21 protein-coding genes and 1 pseudogene are annotated in these 24,089 nt (G+C 61.7%); 10 read left to right on the top strand and 12 right to left on the bottom strand.

The window, feature by feature from the left end:
• Nucleotides 1-38 precede the first annotated feature (38 nt).
• The 6 genes and pseudogenes from ACILSR_RS25515 to rpmH form a co-directional block, all read right to left on the bottom strand.
• A complete protein-coding gene (locus ACILSR_RS25515; RefSeq protein WP_395752638.1) occupies nt 39-1,637 on the bottom strand; it encodes a PTPDL family protein in 1,599 nt (532 codons plus the stop codon).
• Between the two features lie 140 nt (nt 1,638-1,777).
• Nucleotides 1,778-2,233: a protein jag gene (locus ACILSR_RS25520; protein ID WP_395752639.1), complete on the bottom strand. Its 456-nt coding sequence runs from the start codon at nt 2,231-2,233 to the stop codon at nt 1,778-1,780.
• Between the two features lie 6 nt (nt 2,234-2,239).
• Nucleotides 2,240-4,081, bottom strand: coding sequence for a YidC/Oxa1 family insertase periplasmic-domain containing protein (locus tag ACILSR_RS25525; RefSeq protein WP_395752640.1), 1,842 nt, complete (start codon nt 4,079-4,081; stop codon nt 2,240-2,242).
• Between the two features lie 169 nt (nt 4,082-4,250).
• Nucleotides 4,251-4,487, bottom strand: coding sequence for a membrane protein insertion efficiency factor YidD (yidD, locus tag ACILSR_RS25530; RefSeq protein ID WP_395752641.1), 237 nt, complete (start codon nt 4,485-4,487; stop codon nt 4,251-4,253).
• The gene (rnpA, locus tag ACILSR_RS25535) at nt 4,484-4,855 is read right to left on the bottom strand and encodes a ribonuclease P protein component (protein ID WP_395752642.1); all 372 of its coding nucleotides are present in this window, start codon (nt 4,853-4,855) and stop codon (nt 4,484-4,486) included. Before rnpA ends, yidD begins: the two co-directional genes overlap by 4 nt.
• 78 nt (nt 4,856-4,933) lie before the next feature.
• Nucleotides 4,934-5,068, bottom strand: a pseudogene (gene rpmH, locus ACILSR_RS25540) (50S ribosomal protein L34); the annotation flags it as partial.
• 157 nt (nt 5,069-5,225) lie between these two features.
• On the opposite strand from rpmH, the gene ACILSR_RS25545 reads away from it, so the two are divergent.
• The 4 genes from ACILSR_RS25545 to ACILSR_RS25560 all read left to right on the top strand — a co-directional run bounded on the left by ACILSR_RS25545 (nt 5,226) and on the right by ACILSR_RS25560 (nt 9,204).
• Nucleotides 5,226-6,074, top strand: a complete 849-nt coding sequence (locus ACILSR_RS25545; RefSeq protein ID WP_395752643.1) for an alpha/beta hydrolase — start codon at nt 5,226-5,228, stop codon at nt 6,072-6,074.
• Nucleotides 6,075-6,162: 88 nt separating this feature from the next.
• Nucleotides 6,163-7,467 (top strand): glycosyltransferase family 4 protein, encoded by a 1,305-nt coding sequence (locus ACILSR_RS25550; protein WP_395752644.1) that lies wholly within the window; start codon nt 6,163-6,165, stop codon nt 7,465-7,467.
• Between the two features lie 83 nt (nt 7,468-7,550).
• Nucleotides 7,551-8,558: a hypothetical protein gene (locus ACILSR_RS25555; protein WP_395752645.1), complete on the top strand. Its 1,008-nt coding sequence runs from the start codon at nt 7,551-7,553 to the stop codon at nt 8,556-8,558.
• Nucleotides 8,559-8,637: 79 nt separating this feature from the next.
• Nucleotides 8,638-9,204, top strand: coding sequence for a type 1 glutamine amidotransferase domain-containing protein (locus ACILSR_RS25560; protein WP_395752646.1), 567 nt, complete (start codon nt 8,638-8,640; stop codon nt 9,202-9,204).
• A gap of 3 nt (nt 9,205-9,207) precedes the next feature.
• Here the strand turns inward: ACILSR_RS25560 and ACILSR_RS25565 are convergent, their stop codons facing one another.
• The 5 genes from ACILSR_RS25565 to ACILSR_RS25585 form a co-directional block, all read right to left on the bottom strand.
• A complete protein-coding gene (locus ACILSR_RS25565; protein ID WP_395752647.1) occupies nt 9,208-12,948 on the bottom strand; it encodes a M56 family metallopeptidase in 3,741 nt (1,246 codons plus the stop codon).
• A gap of 31 nt (nt 12,949-12,979) precedes the next feature.
• The gene (locus ACILSR_RS25570) at nt 12,980-13,366 is read right to left on the bottom strand and encodes a BlaI/MecI/CopY family transcriptional regulator (RefSeq protein WP_395752648.1); all 387 of its coding nucleotides are present in this window, start codon (nt 13,364-13,366) and stop codon (nt 12,980-12,982) included.
• 123 nt (nt 13,367-13,489) lie between these two features.
• Nucleotides 13,490-14,857: a sulfatase-like hydrolase/transferase gene (locus tag ACILSR_RS25575; RefSeq protein ID WP_395752649.1), complete on the bottom strand. Its 1,368-nt coding sequence runs from the start codon at nt 14,855-14,857 to the stop codon at nt 13,490-13,492.
• Between the two features lie 122 nt (nt 14,858-14,979).
• Nucleotides 14,980-17,772: a [protein-PII] uridylyltransferase gene (gene glnD / locus ACILSR_RS25580; protein ID WP_395752650.1), complete on the bottom strand. Its 2,793-nt coding sequence runs from the start codon at nt 17,770-17,772 to the stop codon at nt 14,980-14,982.
• Between the two features lie 14 nt (nt 17,773-17,786).
• Nucleotides 17,787-18,320, bottom strand: a complete 534-nt coding sequence (locus tag ACILSR_RS25585) for an adenine phosphoribosyltransferase (RefSeq protein ID WP_395752651.1) — start codon at nt 18,318-18,320, stop codon at nt 17,787-17,789.
• Between the two features lie 118 nt (nt 18,321-18,438).
• Here ACILSR_RS25585 and ACILSR_RS25590 point away from each other — a divergent pair, with 118 nt between their 5' ends.
• The 6 genes from ACILSR_RS25590 to hemC all read left to right on the top strand — a co-directional run bounded on the left by ACILSR_RS25590 (nt 18,439) and on the right by hemC (nt 23,449).
• Nucleotides 18,439-19,524 (top strand): hypothetical protein, encoded by a 1,086-nt coding sequence (locus ACILSR_RS25590; RefSeq protein ID WP_395752652.1) that lies wholly within the window; start codon nt 18,439-18,441, stop codon nt 19,522-19,524.
• A 97-nt stretch (nt 19,525-19,621) separates the two neighbouring features.
• Nucleotides 19,622-20,401 (top strand): cytochrome c biogenesis protein CcsA, encoded by a 780-nt coding sequence (gene ccsA / locus ACILSR_RS25595; RefSeq protein WP_395752653.1) that lies wholly within the window; start codon nt 19,622-19,624, stop codon nt 20,399-20,401.
• The gene (gene hemA / locus ACILSR_RS25600) at nt 20,394-21,458 is read left to right on the top strand and encodes a glutamyl-tRNA reductase (RefSeq protein WP_395752654.1); all 1,065 of its coding nucleotides are present in this window, start codon (nt 20,394-20,396) and stop codon (nt 21,456-21,458) included. Before ccsA ends, hemA begins: the two co-directional genes overlap by 8 nt.
• 85 nt (nt 21,459-21,543) lie before the next feature.
• Nucleotides 21,544-21,933: a hypothetical protein gene (locus ACILSR_RS25605; protein ID WP_395752655.1), complete on the top strand. Its 390-nt coding sequence runs from the start codon at nt 21,544-21,546 to the stop codon at nt 21,931-21,933.
• Between the two features lie 4 nt (nt 21,934-21,937).
• Entirely contained in the window at nt 21,938-22,150 is a 213-nt protein-coding gene (locus tag ACILSR_RS25610) for a hypothetical protein (RefSeq protein ID WP_395752656.1), read from the top strand.
• Between the two features lie 354 nt (nt 22,151-22,504).
• Nucleotides 22,505-23,449: a hydroxymethylbilane synthase gene (hemC, locus tag ACILSR_RS25615; protein ID WP_395752657.1), complete on the top strand. Its 945-nt coding sequence runs from the start codon at nt 22,505-22,507 to the stop codon at nt 23,447-23,449.
• Between the two features lie 15 nt (nt 23,450-23,464).
• Here hemC and ACILSR_RS25620 read toward each other — a convergent pair whose 3' ends face one another.
• The gene (locus tag ACILSR_RS25620) at nt 23,465-23,992 is read right to left on the bottom strand and encodes a hypothetical protein (RefSeq protein ID WP_395752658.1); all 528 of its coding nucleotides are present in this window, start codon (nt 23,990-23,992) and stop codon (nt 23,465-23,467) included.
• Nucleotides 23,993-24,089: the final 97 nt, after the last annotated feature.

Consider the following 24,089-nt stretch of genomic DNA (forward strand, 5'->3'; position numbering starts at 1 on the left):
AGCGGGAGGCTCTCCGCATTCCATGGCAGGAAATGGGATTACTTCTTCTTTTTGCCACCACCCAGCATGGTGAGCAGGATCACAAGGACGACCACACCGGCGGCAATGAGGATCATCGTGGTGGTGCTCATGCCTTCTTCCTCTTCAGGCGCGGCGGGTGCGGCAGGCATCGCCTGCTGCGGTGGCGCGTAAGTGCCAGGAGCCATACCGGGTTGTGCTCCGGGGACCATGCCAGGCTGCGCACCAGGAACAACTCCAGGCTGCGCACCAGGAACAACTCCAGGCTGCGCACCCGGGACGACTCCAGGCGCCATGCCGGGCTGAGCACCGGGCACGGTTCCGACAGCACCAGGTGTGCCTGGAGCCGGAGTCGCAGGAGCCGGCGCACCACCGGAAGCTGCGGCGAGGGCTGCTGCCACCTTGGAGTCCATGCCAGGAGTCGCGGTGCCAGAAATGGCGGCGGAGCCACCGGCAGCGCCTGTGACGGCGGGTTGCGCCTCTGCGGGCGCCGCGGAAGCCAGCATCTGGGCAAAATAGGCGTGGCGTTCGCGGTAGGCGGTAAAGACGGTTTTGTAGAACTGCTTGCTCGTCGCATCGGCACCGGCCGCGGCGGTTTCACCTTCCACGATGGCCTCTCCCAACTTGGTCAGCTCAGCCTTGTCCTTGCCGGCCTTGGCGTCTGCCCGCAACATGCGTGCGATGGCCTCGTTGACCTTGGTGATCGCGACGAGATCCAGCCCCTTCAGGTATTCCTTCTCATCGTTGAGGGACTTTGAGAGCGCCTTGAGACTCTCCAAATCATACTTGTAGGGCGTGAACCACTTGGTGGTCTTGCGCTCCTGGTCGTAGGTGGTTTTCCAATTGTCTTTTTCACGCGCGATTGCGTCCTTCAGACGCGTGAGTTCGGGCTCGATGAGCTTTTTGATGCTGTCCTCGCGCGTCTTTTGCAGGATAGGCTGCTCCCGGACCATCTGCTCGAGCTGCTTCTGGTATTTATCGATCACCACCAGGATATCCTCGACTGCCTTGGGATAATAGACGGACGCAGCAAAGGAGGTCTTGGGATCCTTGAACTTGTCAAACTCTTGCAGTGCCCCGGTGTAGTCCTTGGCTTCGATCTTTTCCAGCATGGCGGAACGTGCGGCGTACGCCTTGATGTTGAGACTTTCCGCTTTGGCTTCTTCCCTGCTGAGCCACTTGCCTTCGAGCTTGGCACCGCCGGCCACGACCTTCTCCTTTTCCTCCAAAACATCCGTCATCATCTTCTCCACTTCCGCGGCCTCCTTGGTGCCGGGGTAGCGGTTCAGGAAGGGGCGGAGCCGGTCCTGGATGAGCTGCTCGTATTTCTCCGCGCTGAGCAGGTCCGGAGTTGGCACATACTTGCGCAGTTCGAGAATCTCCACCTCTTCCGGTTTCTGTTTGACGATGCCGCCTTCGGCGATCTCAGAGCGCGGGATGTCCTTGTCGTCCCAGATCTTGGGCGTCAGGCGATACCGCATGTGGATGGAGGTGGGCGTTTCCGCGGTGATGGTGCCTTCCAGCTTTTTACCGTCCTTCAGGGTCACGACGTCGGCGTGTGTAAATCCGGCGCTGCAAGCCAGGGCAAGGACGGCAGATTGGTAACGGCTCAATTTCATGGGGAGTACGGGGTGGAATAGAGATGAGTCAGAGTTGACGGCGACGCGCCAATTTGGGCGGGTTTCGAGAAATAACTCAAAACCACACCACGAGTAAAGAACGAAGCTGATTTTCCTCCGGCTGCACCAGCGGAGCTGAGCTATTTGTTGCGACGCTGGAGTACGATGCGCTTGAAGCGCGCTGTGCCCTCCTGGCTCACGCTCATAACCTCGGGGTCGTTGACAAACACATTGTGAACCAGGCGCCGGTAGTAGCTGTTCATCGGCGGCAGGTCGGCGCTCTGGCCCGTGGCGCGCACGCGGTCCCCCAGCTCCTTCGCGCGGGCGACCATCTTGTCCTCCCTCATGGAGCGGTAGAATTCCACATCCACGCGGATGCGCGGTGCGTCCTTGATGTGGCGCTGCAGCACCCGGTTTACCAGGTATTGGATGTCCTCCAGCGTCTCGCCCCGGCGGCCAATGAGTGCGTCCGACTCATCAGTGAGCACCTGCAAGGTGGGGCCGTCAGGACCATTGTCCTCCTCGATCTGGACCGCAAAGCCCAGGTAGCCAAGCATGGAGTCAAGAATGTGGCGGGAGTGTTCGAGGGGGGTCATGGGTCTCTAGCCTCCCAGACGGGGTGGTTTCGGGCCTTTTTTCTTCTCGGAGGAAGGTGTGCCTGCGTTGAAGAAGGCACTCTGGGAAGGAGCGGCCTTGGCGGCCGGCTTCTGCGAGACTTTTTCCAGCTTAGGCTCCGGCATGTAGAGCTTCATGATGCGGGTCTGGAAGATGCTGAAGATGTTCTGCGTGGACCAGTAGAGGGCCAGCGCTGCCGCGAAGTCATAGCTGATCCACAGGAAGAACAGCGGCATCATCATGAAGATGCGCTGCTGCGTCTTGTCCACCGTGGCTGGCTGCGGCGTCAGCTTCATCTGCGCCACCATGGTCAGGCCCATGATGAGCGGAAGGGGGTTGATGTTGAAGCCCCAGACGTTGCCCTGAGTGTCCGCTGCGGCGAGGTCGCGCACCCACCAGAAGGACTGGCCGCGCAGTTCCGCCGCCACCTCCAGCACGCTGTAAAGACCGATGAAGATGGGGAACTGCAGCAGCAGCGGCAAACAGCCTCCGAGCGGGTTCACTCCATAGTCCTTGTAGAGCTTCATCACCTCCATCTGCTGCTGCTGGGGGTTGTCCTTGTACTTCTCCTGCAGCTCCTTCATCTTCGGACCCAGCAGGCCCATGCGCTTCATCGTCATGGTGGACTTGGCATGGATGGGCCAGAGGCAGAGGCGCACAAAAATCGTCAGCAGAATGACCGCCAGGCCCCAGCTGCCGCTGAGGTCGTGCATCCAGCGCATGACCTTGGAAAGCGCGATGCTGACGTATTTGAAGAAACCGTAAAACATCGCCTGACTGCGCTGCTCTCCGATGTGGTTGAGGCGGTCATACTCTTTCGGCCCGAGGTAGATCTGATACGACTCCGTCACCGAGGCACCCGGCGCGAGATCCACCGTAGGCAGGCCCATGGAGGCGTCGTAGGTGTAGTCATCGATGCCAGATTTGCCGATGTTGGCCGCGTCGATCGGCTGTGCCAGCTTGCGCCGTCCGGACCAGAACTTGGCAGGTGCGTGCTTTTTGGCCATCCGAGTGAGGATATGGGTGTAAAAGCGGGTCATCACACCGCTGAACTGCAGTGCGTTGTAGGGCTGGCGGTACTCGGTGGGAGCATCGCTGAAGAAGCCCTTGTTGTAGTATTTCGAAAGCTCGTAACCCGTGTCTCCGGCGTTGTTCCAGAAGAAGCCGTCGTAGCGCGCCTCATCATGCTTCAGCGCGGTGGCGGCACCGGCGTAGAGGTAGTATTCCTCGGAGCGGTGCTGGGCCGTGCCGGTGTTTTTCAGCGTGATCTCCAGATTCACAAGATGCTCGTCGCTCTTGTCTCCTTCGCTCAGCGAGTAGGTCTTGGTGACGACGACGCCTTCGGCGGTCGTTCCTTCAAAAGTGGCGCTCTTGTCGCTTTTGGCCGTCAGCTTGTAGGGGATGGCATCCAGTCCGGCGGGTTCGCGACGCAGGGCGCCGATGGCCTCCAGGCCGTCCTTGTTCAGCACCACCCGGTCAGTGCCTGCCAGCGCCGCACGGGCGATGCCGCCGCCTTTGGTGGTCAGTTCATACGTCACGGTGCCGACTTTCAGGGAGTGTGTCTCCTCCGGAAGCACCGGTGCGGCGGGAGCGGCAGGCGGCGTGGTGCCAGTGCCAGTGCCAGTGCCAGTGCCAAGGGCGGGAGTGGAGCCTGCGGCGGTTGCGTTGGCGGCAGGCGTCGAGTTTGCGGCGGGTTTCTTGGCCAGTTCTTCCTGCTTTTTGCGGGCCGCCTCGGCCTGCTCCAGCTTCTGGTTTTCCTGCATGTAGTGGAAATTGACTCCCATGAGGATGACGCACAGCGTCACGACGATCCAACTTTTGCGGTCCATGAAATTTTAGCTTGGGGTAAGAGAGAGGTTTTTAAAAGGGCGGGCCTTGGAGGGCAGCGCGGGAGACAGGCCGGCGGACATTGACGAATGCGGCAGGACGCATGCCGGATGAGGGGCGTGTCTGCGATTACACTGTTGAGAAAAATTCGTCATTCGCATCCGGCTTTCGTCATTTCTTCTCCGGCACAGGATCATGCCCATGCCCGCCCCAGGGGTGGCAGCGGCCGATGCGGCAGAAGCCCAGCCAGCAGCCGCGCAGCACACCGTGCGTCTCCACCGCCTCAAGAAAGTAGCGCGAGCAGGTGGGGGTGTAGCGGCATCCGGAGCCGGGACCGCCAATGGCGTGAATGACGGGGGAGAGGAACACTTGGTAGCCGCGGATGAGGATTCGGATGAGCCATTTCATGGTGCGGGCGGGGCAGGATGCTTCCGGGTGAGCAGATTCATACGCCGCGCCAGCCGCAGCCAGTCATTTTCCAGTTCCGCCAGCGTGGCCTGAGGGGCACGCCAGCGGGCGATGATCACCATCTGCCAGCCCGGAGCGATCTCCGCACGGTGTGCCCGCACGATCTCGCGCAGCAGCCGGCGGATGCGGTTCCGCACCACGGCATTGCCCAGTTTACCCCCGGTGATGAGGCCAAACTGGAACTCCGCCAGCGCTTCCACGCGCAGAGCACCCAGCACCAGATATTTTCCGGCCTGGCTGCTGCCCTGGGATTTCACACGAGCGAAGTCGCTCGCGAGTTTCATCCGCAGGTTTGAGGAAAGGCGCATGGGCAGGAGCGCGCCGCAGCAGGATTAGGAGTGCTGCTGGGTGTGGCGCTTGAAGTGCAGTTCCACGCCCTTCGGCAGGAGACGCTTGCGTCCGGCACGACGGCGGCGGCGCAGGATGTCGCGTCCATTCGCGGTCTTCGTGCGGGCGCGGAAACCAAACTGCTGCTTGCGCGTGCGCTTGGAAGGCTGGTAGGTCCTGAATGTCTTTGGCATGGGCGTGTGGGGTGGTGAAAGTCGAAATGGAAAGCTCAGACCGGACAAATCACGGCCTCCCCAGAAAAGGGGGCGCGAAACTAGCGGGACTCTGCGATTTGTCAATCAGTCGATCATTTCGCGTAAACTTCGGCTTTCTCAGCGTTACATTCCGCCCATGCCCCGCCTCCTCCTTGCCTCCCTGTTTCTGCCCTTCGCCCTCGGCTCCGCCGCAGACACCCCGGCCGCCCTTCCTCTCTGGCCCAAAGGAGCGCCCGGCTCCGAAGCCCGTGCCGTTGAGGCCGAAAAAATCGACGGCAGCAACGTGTGCAACGTCCACAACCCCAGCATCACCCCCTTCCTCCCGGCGGCCGACAAGGCCTCTGGCACCGCCGTCATCATCTGCCCCGGCGGCGGCCACTCAAAGCTCTGCCTCGGCCATGAAGGCTACGCGCTGGGAGAATGGTTCCGCGACCACGGCATCGCCGCCTTTGTGCTGAAGTACCGCCTGGCCCGAGAACCTGGCAGCACCTACACCATTCAAGACCACGCCATGGCAGATGCCCGCCGCGCCATCCGCACCGTGCGCAGCCGCGCCGCCGAGTGGCACATTCAGCCGGACCGCATTGGCATCCTCGGCTTCTCCGCCGGGGGCGAGCTGGCCGCCTTCGCCGCCATGACGAACGACCCCGGCATCAAGGAATCCGCCGACACCGTCGAGCAGCAAAGCAGCCGCCCGGATTTTCAGGGCCTCATTTACCCCGGCACCTCCGGCCTCTTCGACGCCAAAAAGGGCATGCCGCCGCTTTTCATCGCCGCTGGTTACAGCGACCGTCCTGACATCTCCGAAGGCATGGCCACCCTCTACCTGAAGTATAAGGCCGCCGGCGTGAAGGCGGAGATGCACATCTTTGCCAATGCAGGCCACGGTTTCGGGTACAAACCCGATGCCAAGCCCACGGCTGCCTCCCGCTGGCCCACTCGTTTCACGGAGTGGTTGACGGACAGCGGCTTGCTGAAACAGTAGCTGGTTCCCCCAACAACTTCGTAAAGCCATTTCCACTTCTTCACCGCTTCCAACCCCTTCCGATCCCGGCTCCTCCAACCAACAGCCGGTGTTTGGTTTCATCCTGGTGGGTGGGGCTGTGGTGGGCGCCCAGGTGCGAGACATCCGGCTGGCGAATGAACTGGCCCGCCGCGGCTACCGTGTGCACGCCTGGTGGGCCTTTGACCGTCCAAATGATGCCGTGCTGGACCGGCGGATCACGCAGCACTGGCTGTTCAGCTGGTCGCGCTATGCAGGCTTGGGATGGTTCGCCATCGAAGATGCGGTGGGAAGGCTGTCGCACCGGCTGTTTCCGGCCAAGTTCCGTGACTGGGTGGCACAGACCGTCCCGGGCTTCATGGAGCGTCAGATGACCTCCGTGCTGCGCCACGTCTGCCGCGGCGTGGAGCGCGACCGCAGCCTCATCCAAACCTTCGCCAAAGAGCTGGAGCAGACCGGAGTCACCCATCTCCTGCCGAACCTCGAAATGCTGGCCTTGTTTGCCAAGGAAGCGCGCGACCTCACCCGTGGAAAGCCGCGCTACGTCGTCACCTTTCAGGGCTACGAAATCTACGCCAACTTCGCCCGCAAAATCGGCCTGGAGGAAAGGCTCTATCACAAGCTCGCAGAAGCAGTGGCGCACTCCGGCTGGCCCGCCGTGGCCGTCAGCGATGCGTACGCCGAACGGATTCAGCGGGAGATCGGCCTGAAGCCCTCCCAGGTGGCCAGCATTCCACCCGGTGTTCCCGTCGGAGAACCCCTTGCTCTGGACCGTGCACGCGAGCTCGTCGCACGCCAGTTCCCCGAATACAATCCCGCCCTGCCCCTGGTGACCTACCTGGGGCGCCGCGATGCGGAGAAGGGTCTCGATCTCCTCCTCTATGCTGTGCGCCTGCTGGAGGAGCGCGGCATTCACGTCCAGCTGGCGCTGTGCGGTCCGACCGCCTTCGGCAAAAACTACATTCACGCCTGCGACCAGATTGCGGAGCATCTGCGCATCAAACCTCTGATGTCAGACTTCGTGTCCGACGAGATTCGCTCCGCTTTGTTTCGGGCCAGCCGCACGGTCGTGTATCCCTCGATCCATCAGGAGCCCTTTGGCATGGTGCCCGTGGAGGCCATGGCCCAGGGAACTCCGGTGCTTGTGCCGGATCTCGGCGGCATCTCCAAACTCATCGAGGCCGGCGGGCACAAAGGCGGAATGACCTTTGCCTGCTGGGACACAGGATCGCTGGCCGCGCAGCTGGAGAGCCTGGTGAAAAACGACGCGCTGCATGAGGAACTCGCTCGCGGCTCCCGCAAGGTGGCGGAGCATTTTTCCATCGAAAACATGGGCGCGCGGGTCCTCGCCCACCTGGGCCTCGCTCCGCTCTAACAATCGCATCACGCGGCGCGTTTTGCTCGTGGCCATGGGAGGGACACCTTCCACTCTCTCCACGCACTCAGCCCCTCTCTCCCATGCCCCACCGCATCTGCACGACTCTTCTCCTCATGGCGCTGGGCTCATTGTCAGGAGGCGCTTTGCTTGCAGAGTCCGCCATGCCACGGGGCATTTTGGTGCTCGATGACTGCGACAAAAAATATGAGGGCAAAGATAAGTACGAGGACCACCTGACCTTCGTGTCTGCCGCGGGAACGCAAGGCTTTCGGGTCACTGGCATCAACGTGTGTGAATCGGTAGGCAGCCATCATCTGATCGCGGCCGATTCGCAGCGCCGGTGCGTCTGGGTGTCCGAAAACGTAGGCGGCTGCATCAAGCGGTACGATCTCGATGGCAAGGTAACCGCCACCATTGCCGCGAAGGGCTGCGGAGCCATCGCGGTGCATCCGGAGTCCGGCCATGTCTGGGCCATCGTGTCAGAGACCGGTGACTTTACCAAAAGCAGGACCGTGGTCTTTGACGAAAAGGGAACCGAGATCATGACCTACGCCGCCAGCGGCGTGGACATCGTTTTCAGCGGCAGAGAGAACGCCTTCTGGGTTGTGGGAAGACAGCTGTATAAAATCTTTGCGACTGACAGCTTCGTGGATCTTTCGCAGCACGTCACCGCCTGGTGCGGTGTGAGTGTGGATGTCGATCCGCAGAGCGGTGCTGTGTGGATCGCAGCACGCGAGCACCCCAACGTGGAAGGCAGCAAGAATCAGCTTCTCAAGTTTGACCGCGAAGGCAGGCAGCTTGCGGCCGTTTCCACCGGCGTGCTGGGCCCCTTCTGCCTGTCCGTGAATCCGCAGGATGGCAGCGTCTGGATGGTGAATTTCAGACGCTCGCTCGAACACTTTTCCCCGGAAGGAAAAACTCTCCTGCAGTGCCCCGTCCCCGCTTTGGCGGTGCAGGCAGACCGCTCTGGCGGTGTGTGGGCTGTGACAGCAAAGGAAATCCTCAAGCTCAGCGCCAAAGGCGAAACACTGGCCAAGACCCCCCTCGCCGGCGAAACCAGCCAGGCCTGGCTTGGGATTTTGGAATGAGCTCTTCACGACTCCTCACCAGCGGATGAGGGCAGGTCCTGATAACCTGGAGCGCGGTGGTGCGCGAACGAAGGGTACTATGAAAATACTTTCCGACACACCACTGACCGAAAAACGCGTCGCCATCCTGGCCACGGATGGCTTTGAACAGTCTGAACTCGAAGAACCCATGCGTGCCCTCCAGGAGGCCGGAGCGACCGTCAGCATTGTTTCTCCCAAAAAAGGCAAAATCCAAGGCATGCGCCATGCCGAAAAGGGCGATGAATTCGATGTGGACATCCCACTGCGCAATGCCCAGCAGGGCGACTTCGACGCCCTCGTCCTGCCCGGCGGATTGATGAATCCCGATGCACTCCGCTCCACCCCCGAAGCAGTCGAATGGGTGCGCCAGTTTGGCCGCGCCGGCAAACCCATCGGCGCCATCTGCCACGGCCCCTGGCTGCTCATTGAAGCAGGTCTGGCGGACAACCTCCACATGACCTCCTGGCCCGCCATTCAAACTGACGTGAAAAACGCCGGCGGCCTGTGGGTGGACGAAGAGGTCGTCGTGGACAACGGCATCGTCACCAGCCGCAAACCCGCCGACATCCCCGCCTTCAACGCGAAGGTGATCGAGGAGATTTGTGAAGGCATCCACCCGCGGTGATCATCACCGCGGCAACGGCAGCCGAACAAGAAGGCTCTGATCCGCACGCTTTCCTATTTGGGTGACGCTGAGCAGCAGATTGTCGTCCGAAAAGTCGCGGGCGGGCGGATCTGAAGCCTGAAAACTGAACTGGACCGGCGAAAAAATGAACCACGGCAGCGGCTTTTCCTCATCCGGATAAACTTGAGAACGCAGATGGTGCAGTGAGGTATTCCACGTAGGCGGCGGTGGCGCCAACTGCGTGAGATTCTCCTGCTGATAATCCGGTGCCAGCCTGCCTGCCGGTCGCGGCTGTTGAGACTCGTCAGGCGCGATCAGGATCGGTTTCTGCCATCTCGACACCGTCACGTGCACGGTTTTGCCATCCGGGCAGTGAACGTTGATCCCGCACTTGCCCGCAGCCACATAGGAACGCTGGAACGCCTCGGGTGGATCCGGCCACTGCAAGGGCGCTTCTTCCGTCTGTTTGGACTGATACAGACAAGCGAGCAACCAGCAGCGCGCTACGTCACGGGGTGCAGAGAAGCGGAATACCAAGGTGCCCTCAAAGGCTGAGGTTCCTTTTCCCTTCTGAATGCCGCTGATCGCCGTAGCTTCCGCGGGCAGATCCGCGAGAAGCCCGGCTTTTTTCAGCACGGCCCATTGGTCCGCCAGTGAGCGAGACATCCCGATGGCCGCGTCGCTCCGCTGGCGGACCTGTGCCTCGTTGGCAGGTTTCGTCGGTAATGGTGCTGCTGGTTTCTCGGTGGGCTGTGATGCACGCGGTGTCTTGGATGGATACACGGCGCGCATCTCAAACCGCACGCTCTCGTCCGCCAGAATGGTGGGAGGTGGGATGTCCCACTGGATCTCGCTTTTCGGCTCCAGTTGTTTGATCTTGTCCAGAAATGTCAGCACGGCGTTCGCATGCGGTCCATCACCGCGCATAGTCAGCTTCCCGTCTTCTTTTTTGAGCTCTCTAAGGAGGACGCCGTACTGCTCCGCTAGCTGGTGGATCTGCCGCACTCTCTCGGAGCCCGCGGAGTCGAATTGGAGTGCGGCGCTCTTCTCCTGCAGTTTCAATTCTCCCAAAATCCTAAATTCCACGCGCTTTCCATCGCTCAAAGTCCTTGGTACCGGGAATGTCCATTCGAGTGAATCTCCCCACGCGGCTGAGGCGACTTTTTCACGAAACGCCAGCGCTTGCTGCATCCCGGAGGCTGTGCCGGAAATAAGCAGCTGACCATGGCGCGTGGTAATCTCGTCCACTTTAAATCCAGTGTCCGCGGCAGGGATGAGACGTTCGACTATGGCCCTCAGTTCAGCGGCCCTGGCTTCAAACCGCCTCTGCGCCTGCTGCAGCGGGGTGAGGTGTTCTTCCTCCGGTAATACCTCGCCACTGCCATCCGTTGGCAGTGCCAGAGTTTCTTCCACGATGCGGCGGATGATGGGTCCCAGCCTGGCAGGATCTGCTGACCGATTTGCCGAGGTCTCATCCGCGTACAGCGCAAAGGCCAGCGCGGGCTTGGCGGCGGGAACGTAGCCTCCGACCCAGTGATGATGGGTGAAGACCTCCGAACGCGGCCCTTTCGGTCCCGTCACGTGCGTCTCCGACAAGGCTGCGATTTGGACCTTCGCGCTGGCCGCGGCGTGGGCGCAGCCCTTGGGATCATTCACCGCATTCTGTAAAGCGCTGCGCACGCGCGCCAGGCCCTCAGGCAGTCCCGGCAGGCTGTGAAGATCCAGCCGTGGCTGGCCTGCATCGTTTCGGATAAGGGTGGGATCCCATACCTTTCCATTGGCGAGTGCCGAATAAAGAACGGCCATCTGCAGGACGGATACAGCGCTGCCGTTTCCACTGGCAAAGGCCGTGGTGATGTCCGTAAGCTGGCGCGGGCTGGAATGGGTCTTTGCGATCTCTTCCTGCGCAGGCATCACAGGCTCTGACTTGGCACCGAAAATGCCCGTGTCCCGCTGCAGGCCCAGATGACCGGCAGTGGTCAGAAGAGCCGGATAGCCCGTCTCCGTGCCTAGCTGGAAAAAGTAGCCGGAGCAGGATTTTGACAGCGCTTGCTCCAGCGTCAAGGGGCCATGGGCCGCTCCGTCCAGCAGGCTGGTGCGGCAAATCTTCGTCGTGTTTGCAAATCGCACACCGCCACCGGCCCCCCGGGTCAGCGGCGCGCATTCGTATGTACCGGGATTTTTTCCGCTCACGAACGCTGCCAGTGCCGTCATCGGCTGGAAGACCGCTCCTGGCGCCGAACGACTGGTGCTCACACGGTCAAAGAGGGGCATATCCTTGTCTCGCGTGTAGCTCTCCCAGTCGGCCGCGTTGAGCGTGGGGATAAAGCGGTTCGGATCATAGGACGGCACGGAGACGTAGGCGAGAATGCCGCCACTCGCCGGATCCATGATGACGATGGCCCCACGCTGGATGTTCTCATTCAGCGCTCGCGTGGCCAGTGACTGCACACGTGCATCAAGGGTAAGGGAGACGTGCTTTCCTTTTCGCAGCACCGCATCATGCTGCTTTTCGAGGGCGAATCGTCCCGTCGGTGTCGCATCCTGCGGCCCTGTTTTCCCGGTATAGCCCACCACATGCGCCGTCAGCGCCTTCAACGGATAAACGCGTGCCATTTCCTTCGTGCTCTCCGCCAGCACCACACCGTTGCGGTCCAAAATGCGCCCACGCAGCGGGGGACCATCGATGGCATGTAGCATGGCCATCGGCAGGGTGATGAGCAGTGCGCAGGCAGCCATTCCAACCAGCCAGCGCAGCGTAAGGCCTTCGCGCCGGCGCTTGGGATCGAGGATGGCTTTTACCCGCGCTTCGACCGGAGCAGGGCGCGTGATCGTCAGCGCACAAAGCGATAGCCCTGGCGCGAGGCGGTTGTGGCGGCTGAGATCCAGCAGGGACTGCGCATAATCGCTGGCGCGCACGCCTTGGCGCAGCACGGCATCGTCGCAGGCGCGTTCCTGGTCGGCACGCAGCTGGCGCAGCGTCAGCCACACGAGGGGGTTGAACCAATGCAGGGCCTTCACCCATTGCGCAGCCCATAGGGCGAGGGGATCGCCGCGTTTCAAATGGGCGAGTTCGTGCAGCAGCACGCCGCGTTGTGTCTCTGCGCTCCAGGTTTCAAATTCCTGCGGCAGTAGCAGGCGCGGCCGGAACACTCCCCAGACCATGGGCACGGAATCGCTGGGGCCGATGAGCAGGAGCGGCATTCGTTTCAAGCCAAGCTCATGCGCGGCTTGAATCAGCAGGACGCACTCACCCGGGCGCAGGGAAGCTTCCAAACGGTGCAGATTCCAGGCACTGCGTCCCAGGCGCAGTAACAACATGCCTGCGATGATTACCCACACCACGGGCAAAGATCCTACCACATCCTGCCATGAAATATTCCAGGAGAAGGACGGCGGCGTCACGATTTGCGGTGCTGTGGGCGGAACTGCCCTGGCGGTGGGCACGACGGCGGTGACGTGCTCGGTTGGCAGGACGGATGCGGCATTTTCCTGCACCGGCTCCGGCTCCATCACCAGCCAGTTCATATCTCCAGAGGCATTCGGCAGCACGTGCCACGCAGGCAGCGTCCACATCGCCAGGGGCAGAACTGCCAGCGTGGCGATGGCCGTGATCCACAGAGCGTAACGGCGCGCAGCGGCCATCCTGCGCAAGGCCAGGCCGAGGAGCAGCGCCATGAGGAGAACCACCGCGCCCTTGAGCGCGGTGTGGGAAAGCAGATCAAGGATAGGGCTGGTGTTCATCAGGAGTCAGGCGGTGCACATGGTTTTCATCTCAGCGGCCTTCGCGTTTCGCTTCGTCGATGAGTTTCTGGATGCGCTCCGCCTGTTCACCCGTAAGCGCCGCATCTTTGCGCGTGAGGTGCGCCGCCAGTGCCTCGTCCACCGCACCGCCGAAGAACGTGTCCAGCACCTGCTTCAGCGCTTGCAAGCCTGCGCGTGCCTTGGACTGCGAGGGCGCATAGATGACCTCGCGCCCCTCCTTGCGCAGACGCTTCACATGCCCCTTCTCCTCCAGGATGTGCATGAGTCGCCGCACGGCCATGTCAGTAGGTGGGTCCGGCAGCTTCGCCTGCACGGCTGCCACCGTGGCGCTGCCCTCCGCATGCAGGACGTTCATGATCTGGCGCTCGCGCCGGGAAAGCTGGATGGAGTCGGACATTTCGTTATATTTTTAACGAATCAAATCCGGAATGGCAAGACGAAACGTGAAATTTTTAACGCTTAGGATTCCAATCTTGTGGGAGTGCAGGCGCGCTGCGCTCTGCTGGATGAAGCGACACCGCTACTTTTTCTTCCGCTTCTCCTTCTTCCCTTCCTTGCGGTTCTCCTCACCATTCCAGCGCTGATCCTCCCAGCGTGGCGGTTGCATGGTGGCGTTCCACTGGTCGAAGAGCTTTTGCAGCGCCTGGGCTTTCTCAGGCTCCTTGGCGGTGAGATCGGTTTGTTCTCCAGGATCGGTGGCCAGGTTCACCAGCATTGGCTGCATGTCCTTGCTGGCTTTCACCAGCTTCCAGTCCCCCTGCCGTACCGCGTGCTGGACGCCGAAGCGGAAGTAAAGCTCACGTGGGGCGAGCTTGTCGGTTTTGCCTTCGAGAAGAGGGAGGAGGTTCACACCATCGATCGAGTGAGCTCCGTCCACCACAGGTTCCAATTGCCCGCCTTTAGATGCGAATGCTGAAGTGCCTGCGGCAGCGAGAGCCGTGGGCAGCACATCCAGCTGGATCACCGGCTCATGGCTCACGCGTCCGGCGGGGATGTGCCCTTTCCACGCGGCCAGCCAGGAAACGCGGATGCCACCTTCCCACACGAACCACTTGTGCCCGCGCAGCCCGCCCATCTCGGCATTTTGATAAGCACCGCCATTGTCGCTGATGAGGAAGATGAGCGTGTTCTCCTCCTGCTTGAGTTCGCGCAGTTTGGCCATCACCGTGCCAATCGCTTCATCAGCCTCGGCGGCCAGTGCCGCATACGCGGCATCATGCTTGGGCAGGTCCTTGAACTTCTCCAGCCACTTTTCTGAAGCCACGTGCGGGGCGTGCACGGCATTGAAGGACATGAAAAGAAACCACGGCTTCTCACGGTTCGCTTCCAAAAAGCCGGCAGACTCCCGTGCAAACACCGGCGAGGTGACAGGCGCCCCGGCCATCTCTTCCACCAGTTCTTTGCCGCGATAAAACGCCGGCCCTTTGCCCTCGCCGAGATTGCCCACCGTACCCACGGCAAAGTCAAACCCGCGTGCCGTCGGCATGTATTCCGCGCTGCTGTCTCCCAGATGCCATTTGCCCACGATTCCGGTCGTGTAACCCGCGGCCTTGAGATGCTGCGCCATGGTCGTCTCGCTCAGCAGAAGTTCGCGGCCCGCGCGACCAGGATTGGCATCGTGGCCGGTGCGCGCCTGATAGCGCCCCGTCATGAGACCGACGCGCCCAGGGGAGCAGATGCAGCCGGAGGAGTACCCATTGGTGAAACGCACACCGCCCGCAGCCAGGGCATCCATGTTGGGCGTGGGGGCCATCTTTCCGCCATAAGCACTGGGCTGCGCCCAGCCCATGTCATCCATGTAGAAAATGAGGATGTTGGGCTTGTCCGCGGCAGACACGGAAGAAAGCGGCACAACGGCAAGCAACAGCAGCAGAATGGAGAGTTTCATGTACGCTCTCCGAACGATGCGGCGGCGGAAATGTATCACTGCCGACAAAGTAGTACAGAGCTTTAGCCCGCTCCGGATCTCCGGAACCGGGATGCCTTCCAAAGCGTGCTAAAAGCCGAGGCCTACTTCGCAGAACGCAGTCGCAAATGCGCAGCGGTGGTCACGGCGGCGGCCAGCTCATCGAGCTGCTCGCGGTCGATGATCTTCCGGCTCTGCTCGTCCTGCACATAGATGGCGTCAATGGCCACGCCCTTCTCCGTGCTGATCCGCGCGTGGGTGACGTTGTGGCCGAGACGGCCGATCGCCATGAAAATGTCGTAGAGCAGACCCAGGCGGTCCACCAGCTGCAGCTCCAGCACGGTCTGGTCCGGCGAGAGATTGTTGTTTACGTAAATGCGCTGCGGGATCTCCGCACCGATCTCGTCGAGCATGGTGACGGACTTGCCCAGCTTCTGCAGGATGGCATCTCCAAAGTCAAAAGTCTGCCCGCTGAAGGCTTTGCGCACGGACTCTTCCACCCGGTTGCGGGCGCTCTTGGTGGAGACAGCGGCGAAGTTCGTGTTGCACACACGGAAGGTGTCCAGCACCAGGTGGTCCGCGCGCTGGTAGAGGTCCGCGCTGAGAATGCTGATGCTTTCCGCTGCCAGCGCGCCGGAGATGCGCGCCAGCAGGAGATGCCGGTCCCAGCAGACGACGGTCAGCTCGCTGTAGCCCTGGTCCACATGGTCCTCCCAGACCATGACGGGCAGCAGCCCTGCCGCAGCCTCTTCACGGATGAGCTGTTCAAAGAAGAGCCGGAACTGCCGCAGATGTGCGGCGATGAGCTCCGCTTCGCGGAAGTTGAAATACGAAGGCGGCATGTGCCGGAAGTGCGCATCCACTTCAGCCTCGTAGCCGGAGCCAAGCCTGCGTGACACCTCCTTCTTCAGGTCCAGCACCGGCACCTGCACCTGGCGCATGAAATCCGCCGGCGCGTTCATGAACCGCAGGGCGCTGTGGTACAGCTGGCGGATGGAGGCCTCCTTGTAGCCAGACCAGCTCTTGTCGCTGGTGCCCTTGGAGTCCGCGTAGGTCATGAGCAGCAGCGTGTCCAGGTTCTCCTTGGTGCGCACGATGCCCACGAATTCCTCGATGACCTGCGGATCGTCCAGGCTCTTCGTGGTGGCAAAGCGGTACATCAGCAGGTGGTTGTCCACCAGGAAGAGCAGCAGGCGGCGGCGCTCTCCTTTCACCTGGAGGCGGCGGGAGACGGCGGCGGCCAGCGTGGTGCTTTCATCGCTGTGGGTCTTCTTGTTGGCCGCCCGTCCGGCGTCATGCAGCAGCAGCGCGAGGTACAGCACGTAGGGCTGCTGCAGGTCGTGAAACAGCTGCTGGAAAAGCTCCACGCCTTTGAGCGTGGGATCGCTCAGTTCATCGAGCTTGTCGATGGTGCGCAGAGTGTGCTCGTCCGCCGTGTAGAGGTGGAAGAACTCATGCTGCACCAGATTGGTCAGCGCGCCAAATTCCGGCATGTAGCGGCCCAGGAAGCCCACGCGATGCATCTGCCGCAGGGTGCGCGCCGCATCCCCCTTGTTGGAAAGGATGGTCTCAAAAGTTTCACGGTTGGCCTTGTTGTAGCGGAAGCTTGTGTCCACCAGGCGGAAGTTGTCCTGAATGAGCTGAAACAGATCCGGGCTGAGGCGCAGATGGCGCTTCTGCGTGTGCAGGAACAGGCGCATCAGGCGCTCCGGGTCGTCTTTGAAAATCGCCGGTCCGTCCGCATACACCCGCTCGTGCCTGCGCTGAAAGCCGTCGAAGCTTTCCTGCTCCTTCTCCGCCTTCCGCCGTGCGATGAAGCCCATGAGCTTGTTCTGCGTGCGGGTCTCCAGCGCCTGCAGGTGAAAGCGGTCCATCACCTCGTTGCTGCGCTGCAGAATGTCCCGCGTGGCCGTGTAGTACTCGTGCATCAGCGCCTCGATTCGGCGTAAAATGCGCTTGTGCCGGTAGCCGAGATTGGTGGCCACGGGGCCCTGCAGGCGCAGCGTCAGCAGGTCTTCGGCACGCTTTTCCGTGTAGTGCATTTCATTGCGCACACGCAGGATGAAGTCGTACCCCTGCTCCACCTCCTTCCAGCCTTTCTTGGAGATGAGGCCGAGGTTCACCAGGTCCTTCGGGTTCAGCGTGCGGTGGCGCGCATAGGTCATCCAGATGAGGTTCTGGTAGTCGCGCAGCCCGCCGCAGCCGTTCTTCACGTTCGGCTCCTGCACAAAAGGGGTGTTCTCATACTTCGTGTGGCGCGTGTTCAGGTCGATCTGCCGCAGCTTCAGAAAGTCCGCCTCCTGCCCGTCCATGCACTCCTTGTCAAAGCGGGCGCGGAATTCTTCAAAGGCCGCCTTATGCCCGGTGATGAAGCGGGCCTCCATCAGCGCGGTTTTGGTCTCCATGCTCTCATTCGCCAGCTTGATGCACTCCCCCACGCAGCGGGAGCCGTGGCCGACCTTCAGCTTCAGATCGTAAAAATACAGCAGGTAGTCGCGGATGAGCTGCACGACTTCATTTGAGATCCTGCCACTGTTCCCGGGAAACATGAAGGTGAGGTCCACATCGCTGCCCGGGCTCATCACCTGTCGTCCATACCCCCCATGGGCGATCACGCTCACATTGAGCTTGGCCCGTGCCTCGGGTGCGAGTGCGGCCACACTTTCGTCCCACAGCAGGCTCACGATCACGTCGACCATGTCCGAGCGCATGCGGCAGATCTCCGCGCCCGTGAAGCTGCCGGAACGGTGGCGCTGCTTGATGCGCTGCTCCTTGATCTTCAGGAAGCGTTTGGCCTGGCGCAGCGTCTCGGTGCGGCCGCGCGGCAGCTTGTCTTCGGGGGGGAAGAATTTCTGCACGCTCTTGTTGAGGTGCCGCAGGTAGTCACGTTCGTTCATCGCAGGAGGAGCAGTCAGTAGGTGATCAGGGCGTGCACGGGTCCTGCAGCAGCCACCTTTTCCCTGCCGCCGAGGAACGCCAGCTCGATGAAGAAAGTGCTGCCCAGCACCTTGCCGCCAGCCTCCTCAATGAGGTGCAGCGCCGCCCCGGCCGTTCCGCCGGTAGCCAGCAGATCGTCCGCCAGAAGCACCGTTTCCCCCGGGGCGATGGCATCCAGGTGCATTTCCACCGAGTTCGTGCCGTACTCCAGAGCGTAGTCGATGCCGCGCGTCTGCCACGGCAGCTTGCCCTTCTTCCGCACGGGCACAAAGCCCGCGCCCAGTCGCTCCGCGATCAGAGCGCCGAAGATGAAGCCACGGGCGTCGATGCCGACGACCTTGTCCACCTCCGTCAGTCCCGTCGCCTCGATCATCCCGTCGATCGTCTGCGCCAGCAGGGTGGGATTGGCCAGCACCGGGGTGATGTCCTTGAAAAGGATGCCGGGGTTGGGGAAATCCGGCACGTCACGAATGGTGCGGCGGATGCTGTCGAGAATGTCGGGGGCCATGACAGCCGATCATGGAGGAGATGCGGGGATGCGCAAGCGCTGCCGTCCGCCCCGGTTGTTTTGGAGCTTTAATTCATTGACCTGAATCCGATCAGCAACACCTTCAAATACTTACAGCATGAGACGCGTCTTCCTAAGCTCTGTTACCATATTCATTTCGGCAGCTCTTTCGGTGAAGGCCGAATTGAATCTGCCTGCTTTGGCCGAGGAACTGCGGCCGCTCAAAGAAAAGCCCACGCCAAGCATGGAAGACGCCCGGCAGACCATCTTCGTGCTGGCCAAGGCGGCGGATGCGAGCTCCGAGCCCGAGCGCAAGGCCGTGCTCGACCTCATCAACCAGATCAAGCATCCCTTTGCAGTGGAATTCGAATACCAGAGGCTGGTGCAGAGCGAGCCGCAGCAGAAGGCCAGCCTCACGGAAGCACATCAGGCTCTGAAGCGTCTGGAAACCAACCCTCCCCGGCGTGTCGGCGGTGCCGTGGACATCGCGCATAAAAACCTCTACGTGAAGCAGGCGCAAGACAAGGCAGCCGCCGCGGAGCAGGCACTGGCGCAGATCAATCAGGGTGCAGGCCGTCTGGCGGGGCAGCTCGCGACGACGAACAGCCTTGCCTCCGCCTACCTTCGCATGGGGCGGCAGGACGTCGCCATCGCCCTTGCCTCCTGCATGTTTGCCGTGGCCGAGCGTCAGAACGTGAATTTGGACTTCGAGCCGGCGCTTTCCTACGCCTGGGTGCGCATGAAGAAGCTCTCCGAAGTGGAGCGGGAGGTGGAGCGCAACCGCTCAAGCAAGCTGCTCGTCCAGTATGTGGCCATGCATGAGGGCGCCAAGGCCATCAATGGCATGAGCGCGGACTACCTCTACAAGTCTGCCAAAGAAGGCGACCTGGTAGGGTCCATCGCCTCCTTCGTCATTCTGCAGGAAGGTTTGAAGCAGCAGGCCCGGTTTGACCGCACCATCAACGTCTGCCTGGAGGTGGTCTTCTTCCAGCCTGAGCCTGGTGATTACGCGGCGAAAATGCGCGTCGTCCTGGACAAGGTGCTGGCGCCCATCTCCGGCAAGTCCGCCGGGGAGCGCTTTGCCGAGAACATCGTGCACGACGCCCTTTCTGCCGTGGATGAAAGGCTGGCAAATCCAGGAGTCGTGAAGGCGATGACGACGATCCTCTCCGCCGGTCTGGAAGCCGCGCAGCAAAAGCCCTGAGCCGAGCGGGCGGGAAAAGAGCATCCGGCTGCCGGACAGACTCTCTTCACCCTTGCAGAAAGGGCCGAGGGCCGCGAGTATTCGCCCCCCCGCCCAGATGCCAGCCTCCCAGCAATTGCTCCTCGCCGCCACAATCGTCTTTGTGGGCGCGGTCGTGCAGGCGCTTTTGGCGCTGAAAGCCGGCGCGTGGAAGCAGGCGCGGGCGCAGTACGTCCTCATGGCGCTGGGTTTTGCGCTGCAGACCGGCTTCATCTACCTGCGGGGGGAGGAGGTGCGGCAGTGCCCCATTCGCAGCTTGCCGGACATTCTGGTCTTTATCGCCTGGAGCATTGTGCTGCTGTATTTCCTCGTCGGTTCTGGGTTTCGGCTTTCGCTGCTGGGGGTTTTCACCGCGCCACTGGTCACCCTCATGCAGGGGATGGCGTTTGTGAACGGCTTCGCGCCCTATCCGCCGAAGGGCCCGATCAATGCGCTGGTGGAGCTGCACATCGCCCTGGCGCTGATCTCCTACGCAGCCTTTGCCCTCGCCTGCATCACTGGCGTCATGTACCTCGTCCAGGAACGCATGCTGAAGCGCCACCACATCGGCGGCCTGTTTTACCAGCTGCCGCCCATTCACGGGCTGGCGCAGGCCATCCAGCGCCTTGTGCGCCTGGGGCTCCTGCTTCTGAGCATCGCGCTGGGCATCTCCTTTGCCCTGCATCTGCCCATGACTAAGGCGGGGCACATCGTGTTTGCCTGGATCGTCTGGGGTCTGTATGCGGTTTGCGCGTTCCTCATGTGGAAGCACTTCACCTCGCCGCGCAGGACCGCGTGGCTGGCGGTCATCGGCTTCATCCTGCCGTTCATTTCTCTGTGGATCGTCACGCATGCCTGAGCCGACCGACAGCCGCAGCGGCCTCGTTTGTGTGGGCCTGAACTATAAAACCACCCCCGTGGAGGTTCGTGAGCGCCTGGCCTTTCCCGAGGCCAAAGTGCCCGAGGCCGTCCAGCAGGTCCGCGGGCTGCCGGGCTTTGAGGAAAGCGTGATCCTCAGCACCTGCAACCGCGTGGAGCTCTACGCCACACATGCCCTCCCAAGCGGGGATCACGGCCATGCAGCCCTGCGCGACTACCTCGTGCGCCGCTTTGAACTCCACCCCGAGCACGCCGAGGCGCTGGTGCTCTACAATCTGGACTCCGCCGAGGCCGCGCGGCATCTCTTCCGGGTGGTCAGCGGCCTGGACTCCATGGTGCTCGGGGAGACGGAAATCTTCGGTCAGGTCAAGGCGGCCTACAAGCTGGCGCTGGACACCGGCACCACCAGCCGCGCGCTGAATAAGCTCTTCCAGCAGGCCTTCACCGTCGGCAAAAAGGTGCGCAATGAGACCACCATCCAGCGCGGCTCCACCAGCGTGGGCAGCGTGGCCGTGGATCTGGCGGAAAATGTGCACGACCTCAAGCAGTGCCGCGTCATGCTCGTCGGCGCCGGCGAGATGAGCCGCACCTGCGCTCAGAGCCTGCTTTCCCGCGGCGCCAAGAGCATCATCGTCTCCAATCGCAGCTACGACAAAGCCGTGGAGCTGGCTGCGGAGATGAAGGGCACCGCCATGAAATTTGACGAATGGGAGCACTCCCTCCACGAGGTGGACGTCATCATTTCCAGCACCAGCGCCCCGCATTTCGTCATCAAGCCCGAGCAGATCGAGCAGGCCATGCGCAAACGCCGCTGGGAGCCCCTGCTCATCATCGACATCGCCGTGCCGCGGGATGTGGACCCGGAAGTGAACAAGATCGAAAGTGTCTATCTCTACGACATCGATGCCCTTCAGGCCACCGCCGACGACAACCGCCGCGAACGCGAACGCCAGCTTGTCTCCTGCGAGCACATCATCGAGGAGCAGCTGCATAAATATGGCTACCTCAAGCCCGGCGGCGGCCTCGTGCCCGCGTAATTCAGGTCGCATCGTTTTAGCCAGGTCCGGCCTCGCCTCATAAGCCGGGCTTGCCGCAGGTGCCTGCCCGGTGCATGTTCACCGCATGCCAGTCGTAAGGGAGACTCCGCCAAATGCACCGGACGAAGTTCCGATGTTCCCGCCCTGGCTCGACCTGCCGCCGGGCTATATGGTGCAGGACTGGATGCAGTGGCAGCGTGGCAGACTCGTCGCCGCGCGGCTGCGTGAGAACCCGGATCTCATTCAAACGGCAAAGGAGCGCCTCGCTGCCAGAAGGTCGTTTCTCTACCGCCCACAGATAGAGTGGCTTGAATTGCTCGAACAGGCCAGCGTCCCACAGATCTGCCAGATTTTGGAAGCCACAGATGACGAAGGCCAGCGGCAGCGTTCCTCCTCGCCGTTTCACGGCAGTCCCTTCATCACCCCGGAAGAAAACGAAGATGTACGGCAAAGAGCTTACGCTTGCGGATCTTGAAAAAGTGGGACGCAAACTCAAGTGGTGCGTTCCCGCGCTGACGGACGCCTATGTCATTGGCTCTGGAGCCGTGGCTGCCCTGCATCCAGAACTCCCCGGCGAACTGCGCTTCTCGGTGGATTTCGACTTTGTTCCGCAGAACCTGCCCATCCTTTATTTCGACAGCGTTTTGGTGGACCGCTTCATCGGAGCAGAGAGTGAATTTCGAGAAACCTAGCTGGTCTATGCAGACTATGCCACTCCCGATACCTTGCGCTGCACACCTCCAGGATGGAAAGATCGAGCACATCCCATCATCCTCCCTGAAGGCCTCGTCTTGCATGTGCTCGACGTTTGCGACGTAGCCTACAACAAGCTCTACGCCGGTCGCCCAAAAGACATCGTCTGGGTGCGCGCCTGCTGAAGACCGGCCTCATCTCCTGGCAGCGCCTCGAAGAACTGCATGCCACCAATCCCCTGGCCCCACCAGACCGGGAGAAAGTGGAGCGCAGCATGGCACAAGTCCGGGCGCAAAGCTGAGAGAGCATCCCTTGCGTCCCGCCCCGGTCCGTGAAAAGCTGCGCACCCCACCATGACCCCCGCAAAAATCATCCTCGGCACCCGTGGCAGCGAACTGGCCCTGACGCAGACCACCATGGTCACCGCCGCGCTGCAGACCGCGCATCCGCACCTCAGCATCGAGCGCCAGATCATCCAGACCAGCGGGGACAAGCGCCAGGACCTGCGCTTCTCCGAGTTCAGCGACGTGGCCCAGGTGGACAAAGGCATCTTCATCAAGGAGCTCGAAATCGCCCTCGCCGACAGGCAGATCGACGCCGCCGTTCACAGCCTCAAGGACGTGCCCAGCGACCTCGCTGCCGGCTTCACCATCGCCGCCGTCCTGCCCCGCGCCGCCATCGAGGACGTGCTCGTCTCCGCCCATCCCTACACCCTTGAAACCCTCCCACAGGGCGCCCGCGTCGGCACCAGCAGCGTGCGCCGCGCCGCCCAGCTCAAATTCCTGCGCCCCGATGTGCAGATCGTCGAAATCCGCGGCAACGTCCCCACCCGCGTGAAGAAAGTGCTCGGCGAAAACGCCCTAGATGCCGTCCTCCTCGCCGCCGCCGGCCTGCTGCGCCTGGGCCTGCTGAATGCAAACCTCAGCCGCATCCACATCGACACCCACACCCTGTACGGACTCGTGCTCGATCCCGTGAAATTCCTCCCCGCCGCCGGTCAGGGCGCCATCGCCATCGAATGCCGCGCTGGAGATGAAGCAACGATCAAAGCCATCCGCGCTCTCAACCACGCCGAAACCGAATCCCGCATCACCGCAGAGCGTGAATTCCTCAAAATTCTCGGCGCCGGCTGTCAGACCCCCGTGGGCGCCAATACCTGGATCGCCGACGGCCAGCTCCACATGGCCGTACGCGTCTTCAACGAAGCCGATCTCTCCCTCCCCCCAGTCGAGCGCGAAGCCAGTCGCCCCGTGAATGAAGCCGCTCTTCTCGCGCAGGATCTGGCCGGGATGCTGTAGCTCTGGGTCCCCCTGCTACTTGTCCAGCCCCACATCTTCCCCCGTGACGGTGATCCCCGCAGTGAACCGGTTCGGTCCATAGACACTCCGTCCATTGCTCGTGCCCACAAGTGACGCGCGATAGCTGATGGAGATCGATTTGATTGTGCCGGTCACAAAAACCTTCCTGCCTTCACGGCATTTCAGGACCTTGTCCTTAAGGGTCGGCGGGACCTCGGCGATGACTGTCACATGGATCTGCTCGCCGTTGGCTCGCACCACACTTTTCTCGGGGTCGCCTGACAATGAGATCTGATTGTCCATGACGACCATGGCCTTGCCACTGCTGGTGAATTTCAAAGTCCACTTTTTGCCTTTTTCCTTGGCTTCCAGCAGCGCGGAGAGTTCCTTGGCTGCCTGGAACCTTTCCTGTTCATCGCGACTGTCGGCCAGTTTGCGCATCTGCTTGCCGGTGATGCCGCTGAAGAACTCGCCCAAAGGACGCGCATGTGCCGCTGCTTGGCTGAGACTCTTGGTGGTGAGCAGCAGACAGGGAAGAATCATGAGTAAATATTTGCACCGCATATCGGCACTTTTACATAAAAACGTCACGCCGCATCAAGCCAAAAACGGTGAAGAGGCTCGCATCCGTGCTTTGCTA

Source organism: Prosthecobacter sp. (genome assembly GCF_044222565.1).
Lineage (GTDB): Bacteria > Verrucomicrobiota > Verrucomicrobiia > Verrucomicrobiales > Verrucomicrobiaceae > Prosthecobacter.